The following is a 5,493-nucleotide window of genomic DNA, read 5'->3' as shown; positions in this document are numbered from 1 at the left end:
TACTCTTGGAAAAGGTCTTCAAATACAGAATGTAAAACTAGCTTGAGTTCGATATGTCATCATCCCTTTCGCTTTTTCCTGAAAACCACGTATTGTCCTTTGTTTTATTTGGTATATTAAACCTAAAAACATACCCTTTATTTGAAGGAACAGCATATTTTTAGATAATAAATCAATAGTAATTCTTATTCTACACGTTTTTCTTATATTTTGTATTGAGAAAGTAGTATCTATTTTTTTAAGAAATATACACTTTTTAAAAAAAGATGCATTTTAATCGTGTTATCTGTTTCGTTTTTACTATCAGTAGGAGTAACTTTACTAAGGAAATTTGCTTATTTATAAACCTTCTTCCTAAATTTCAAGTTTATCAATAATTAGGTTTATATTACCAAATTAAACTTAATTTCAAAAATAGTTCTGGTGCGATGTTTCGTATGCGCATAAAAACCGTTCTTTTTCAACTTTTTGAAGACGCAAAGTAGAGCGGGAGCCTTGTCTATTGTGAGAATCGTTGGTTCTCCAAAAGCTTTCACTAACCTTTTCATAAACATATACGCAGCTTGATGATCTCTTGTTTTACGAAGTTGGATACCCAAGGTGTATCCTTCTTGATCAATCGCACGATAAAGGTAACGCCACTCTCCCTTGACTTTGATATAGGTTTCATCTAAATGCCATACAAAATGTGTTGATTTATTTTTCTTCTTCCACATTCATGCACCCAACGCATAATCATTGTAGGATGAACCGATACCCCACATTCTTTTAGAATTTCAGATACGTCACGATAGCTTAAAGAAAAAGGTTCTGGTGCAAATAATGAACACAGACCAAACAAGACATAGATTCCTATCGGAACCAGCTCTTGAGCAGTTACTTCAAACACCTGTTGGATACATATATTCTGATTTTGAACAGACTGCTCCCTAAATTTAAATTGCCTTTTTTTGATCATATGCATTGCTTCTACTCCAGCAATCATTTTTCTAGCTGTTTGCAATGATTTCAATCCAAGCATATTTCGGATTCGTTTTTTGATAAACCGATGGTCTTGTTCAATAATATTATTTAAATATTTTTTCACACGAAATGGCGGACATCATCGTGAGCCAGGTAGGTATTTAAGGGATTAGTGTAAAATTTATGTATTTTCACCACAAGTTAAGGTATACTGTGAAATGAAGAGCAATCTGTAAGGATTAGGGATTAGTTGCTATATATAGTGCGTTTACGCAGAGAAAAGATACAGTCACGGATTATCGTGGCTGTATCTTTTTTGAGGAGTGTTTCTACAACACACTCTATACACATAGGCTTTTCTTTTGTATGGTAGAAGCTATTTTGATATGATATATACGTACAAACACTTGCAAAATCACAAACACAACAAAGACAGTCTGGCATAACTGTCTTTGTTGTGTTTTTTCGTAAAAAGAAGCGGTCCAAAGTCCACCTCTTTTATGCTTGTTCTATGATTTTCTTTACTTCTTCAATTGGTAGTTCACTTGCTTGTGCAATACCTGCCGCTTCATCCATCAAAATCTTTTCGCGTGCTTCGTACGCTTGACGGAACGAAGCATCTTGACTCATATGCTCCCATTTATCCATTGCTTTCTGTAAAATTGGGTCATGATTCATCGCAATCGCCTCCAGAGTATGTGTTAAATGCTCATCTTCATTAGCTGGTAATAGTAATAACCACCGAACAAAGGAATCTTCCCACGGATTTACTTTCTCCTCACGCCACTGCTGTAGCAATTTTGGAATTTCCACGACATGAATTTCGATATCATCACTTAAGAGTTGCTTCTGTTGCATGTTCCACAGTTTCCCCGTCGTATGAAATGCTTCATAGTCTTTAAACATGACGAAGTTCAATAAGTTAATTGTAATGGTTTTATGAAGTGAGCTGTAGGGCATTCCTTTTTTTAATTGAGATGCATAGAGCTTGCTCTAATATTAAAGAGAACGTTCTAAAAGGTCATGATTATTATTCAATTGAATTTCAATATTAATCTTAGTCCCTGTGTCTAATGTAGCGGATACATCCAGAATCGATAATTTATCCTCTTCATGTTCTCGATGCAGATGCGGATCTTCAAATTGAAGTGATTGAATGGGAGACTCCAATGAATCAGCTAACATTGCATTTAGAAATGTTAACAAAATATCTTCGCTTCCAGATGTCCCGAATAATTGTTTAAAGGCAAAATCAATGCGTAAATTGACCAACTTTTGATTGGACATGGGCTTCCTCTCCCTGTCTGATAAGATCTCTTTGTTTTTATTGTACATAAAAAAAACAAATTGAATATGCAAACAGGCTCTTATGATTAACATAAGAGCCCACTACAGATACATACAATAGATTAGATAACGACCATAAACTGACTTGAAAAACACCTCGAAATTTCACAAAAGAAACCATATTTAGTATACAACAAATTAGCCATGAGTGCTTTATTTTTCTACGTGTGTACAAAGCTTTTCTAACACGTATTTCATTGAACTACTCACCACTTATCAGTCCTTACAAGGTTCTGTTGCAAAGTTTAAAAAAACATAAACCCGTTTACAAAATACAGTTATTGTTTAAGAAGTTCTGAATAGTTGCTATAATTCAGAACCCTTATAACTGTTTATTGTGCCAAAAATTCATTGGAAAATGTTGATCTTCCTGATATACTTCGAAATCATATCCTTTATTTTTTAATCCCTTAATAATGGCAGGCATGGCTGCAACAGTTTGAGGGTGAATGTCATGCATAAGAATGATCTCTATATTTTCTGTGGCTTGCGATAGTACGGTCTGCACAATTTGAGGGACAGATTTCTCTAAAGGTAATCCATTCAATTTCCAATCATTTGAATCAATTGTCCAATCCCAAACATGTAAACCATTTTGCAGTAATTGCTGTTGAATATCCTCGGTAAGCCCTGGTTTTGAACCATAAGGAGGTCGTGTTAAAGTTGGGCTGATGCCAATGATGTTATGAACGATTTGTTGTGTTTCTTTCATTTCTTCTACATATTTTCGTTGTACGTACAAAGGTTTGTACTCATGAGTCATACTGTGTAACCCTACATAATTTCCTTCTTTATATTCACGTTGTACTACATTTGAATATTGCTGAGCATGTGAGCCAATTAAGAAGAAAGTGGCTTTTATTTTCTTTTCTTTTAGTATATCTAATAATTGATTTGTATATTTACCAGGTCCATCATCAAATGTTAAATATATAATTTTTCTAGTCTTTCCATTATAGTGTTCCGGTATTATTTTTTGCATAGGTACAATTGGTTGATTGCTAACCAATTGTACCTTTTCTACATGAGATGTAGAAAAAAACGAATTATATACTATTTTATAAGTGCCTATTATGCATCCGCATATAAGTAAAATTAAGATACTTCTTTTAACAAACTTCCGCATAAAGAATAATCAGCCTTTCTGATATGAATTATGTCCGCTCAATACAGTACTTACGTACTTGTACATAGATATAAAATTTCATCTATGTAATAGAATTTTATTTATCCCTTAGATTCTACCCGCTTTCCATCTACAGTAATTTCCACTTTCTGGTTCGGATTTACTGTAACAATCCATGCATTCGGTAAAAAACGATCTTCATGAGACAAGGTAGAGGGCGAATTTTTGATTTCTCCCCATAAATATAAGGTAGAAGAAGATCCTCCATCCATTGCCATTGCATTGATTGCCCCTTGTTCATAAAGAATATCTTGGCATTCTCTTAATGTAGCTCCTATACTATGTGCTTGGCGACCATCTATCACTAAAAATAAGATTGTTCCATCTCTTTTTTGGGCCATCACTGTTCGCGGTGCTGATCCCCATCCACCATCTCCACCTGTAATCATTTTTTCCCCGTTTACAATTAATTGTGGCATGAATCCAGCAGCAGAGACTACGTGTCTATCTAATAATTGTTGAGTAGAGTACTTTCCTGTAAGCATAGTTCCCTCTTTTGTAAGAGCAGCAACAAATGCATCAGTATTAGGATCATGATTGGTATCCACGGTCTTCCCACTTTCAATAGCGATACCCGTAGCTATATCTCCGCCACCTCTACCTGTTTCATCATTAAATCCGCTTGCATTAACAGCAACCAAGGCATGATTTCGCTTTGCCATAACACCAATTTTTTCTCCTTTTCCTTCCCCTTGCGAGCCTTGCTGGGAAACAAGTTTAACATTAAAAGGGTTACTAACGGTCACTAGGTATCCTTGAAAAGGAAATTTAGAACTGCCGTTACTCACAATTTTTTCTACATCAATCTTTAATGGCGCAAGTTTCTTCTCCTTTATTTGCATTGCTGTTAAATTCTCATTCGAACTTAAATCATTATTGTTCCATACAGGATTATAAATTTGATTTGTTAATTGTTTTAACTCTTTCTTTGACAAAAACGTGTATTTTGCAAATTGAGGATGTTGAGAAGTAAGAATACTTTCCGCTACGGTAACACGCAATTCCTTCCCATAATTCGTAGCGAATAAAACGCCAAGACCAAGGAAAAGAAAAATCGAAAACAAAATGAAGCATCTTGTTAAAAACTTTTTTAGATAGTGCAATATGTGTCCCTCCACCTGTTGTAACTTTACTAACTGGTAAATATACAATACATTTTTATTCTAATAATAAATGTTGTTTTTATCGGAATGAAACCCACTATATCGCTCCGAAGTGAAACGCATTTGAAATACCAATGGGCTTTTATTTATGGAAATGTAGGTGTAAAACTTACGCTTTGACACGGAAAATTAATCAATTGAAATGTTAATAGTAACAATCATTTTTTCATAAAAAATCAGATGCAATAAATAGTATATTTTTCACTATAACAAAAAAATGTTTGTTGAAAATGAAAAAAATGGCCGTTTATAAAAGTCATAATAGAAAAGAAACGTCTGCTATATAAACATGTACCTATCTAGGTAATTCTCTTGATAGGTACCGTGTATTCAATATGTTTTGTAAGCTCATCATCACGGATGTCGACAGTATAGTAAAACGCATGAAAAAAACTAAGCCCGTTTATAAACTATGGTTATCGTTTAAGAAATTTTGAATAATTGCTGTAATTCTTTGTATGTCGAAAAAGAGAAGTCTGGAATATGACTTCTCTTTTGTTTGTATATAGCATGAATTGTTTCGATTCCTTTTATTGTACGTGAAGCATGACGGATACTTTGAAATCCCGAAGGTTTGACAAAACGTCGTTTTACGTGTCTATGATCCTGTTCAATGAGGGGATTGAGATATTTAACGGTACAGTGTCTTGTATATGTATAAAAATCATCGTTTTGTAATTTTTTAAATGCACAAAGCAAAGCCTGTGCCTTGTCTGTGGTGAGGACCGTTGGTTCTCCAAAAGTGTTTACTAATCGCTTCATAAACATGTAAGCGGCTTGATGATTACGTGTTTTTCGAAGTTGAAAATCCAGTGTGTACCCATCACTATCAAT

General features: G+C 34.2%; 3 protein-coding genes and 3 pseudogenes. All 6 read right to left on the bottom strand.

Annotated elements, in window-relative coordinates; genetic code table 11:
- Window positions 1-422: 422 nt before the first annotated feature.
- Window positions 423-805 (bottom strand): annotated as a pseudogene (locus AB3X49_RS16835) (IS6 family transposase); the annotation flags it as partial.
- A 66-nt stretch (window positions 806-871) separates the two neighbouring features.
- Window positions 872-1,090, bottom strand: a pseudogene (locus tag AB3X49_RS16830) (DDE-type integrase/transposase/recombinase); the annotation flags it as partial.
- Window positions 1,091-1,461: 371 nt separating this feature from the next.
- Window positions 1,462-2,250, bottom strand: a pseudogene (locus tag AB3X49_RS16825) (Rpn family recombination-promoting nuclease/putative transposase).
- A gap of 382 nt (window positions 2,251-2,632) precedes the next feature.
- On the bottom strand, window positions 2,633-3,436 hold the full coding sequence (locus tag AB3X49_RS16820; RefSeq protein WP_483298786.1) for a polysaccharide deacetylase family protein: 804 nt from the start codon (window positions 3,434-3,436) through the stop codon (window positions 2,633-2,635).
- 101 nt (window positions 3,437-3,537) lie between these two features.
- Window positions 3,538-4,599 (bottom strand): phosphodiester glycosidase family protein, encoded by a 1,062-nt coding sequence (locus tag AB3X49_RS16815; RefSeq protein ID WP_367963506.1) that lies wholly within the window; start codon window positions 4,597-4,599, stop codon window positions 3,538-3,540.
- Between the two features lie 483 nt (window positions 4,600-5,082).
- On the bottom strand, window positions 5,083-5,493 hold a 411-nt coding region (locus AB3X49_RS16810), incomplete at its 5' end, for a DDE-type integrase/transposase/recombinase (protein WP_367963504.1).

This window comes from Bacillus sp. C30 (assembly GCF_040838255.1).
GTDB lineage: Bacteria > Bacillota > Bacilli > Bacillales > Bacillaceae_G > Bacillus_A > Bacillus_A mycoides.
Note: the sequence above shows the minus strand (reverse complement) of the source record. Positions and strands in the feature narration are given on the sequence as shown.

Coding starts and splice junctions, on each gene's coding strand:
- AB3X49_RS16820 (WP_483298786.1), bottom strand. CDS start 3,436: ATGCGGAAGTTTGTTAAAAGAAGTATCTTAATTTTACTTATATGCGGA.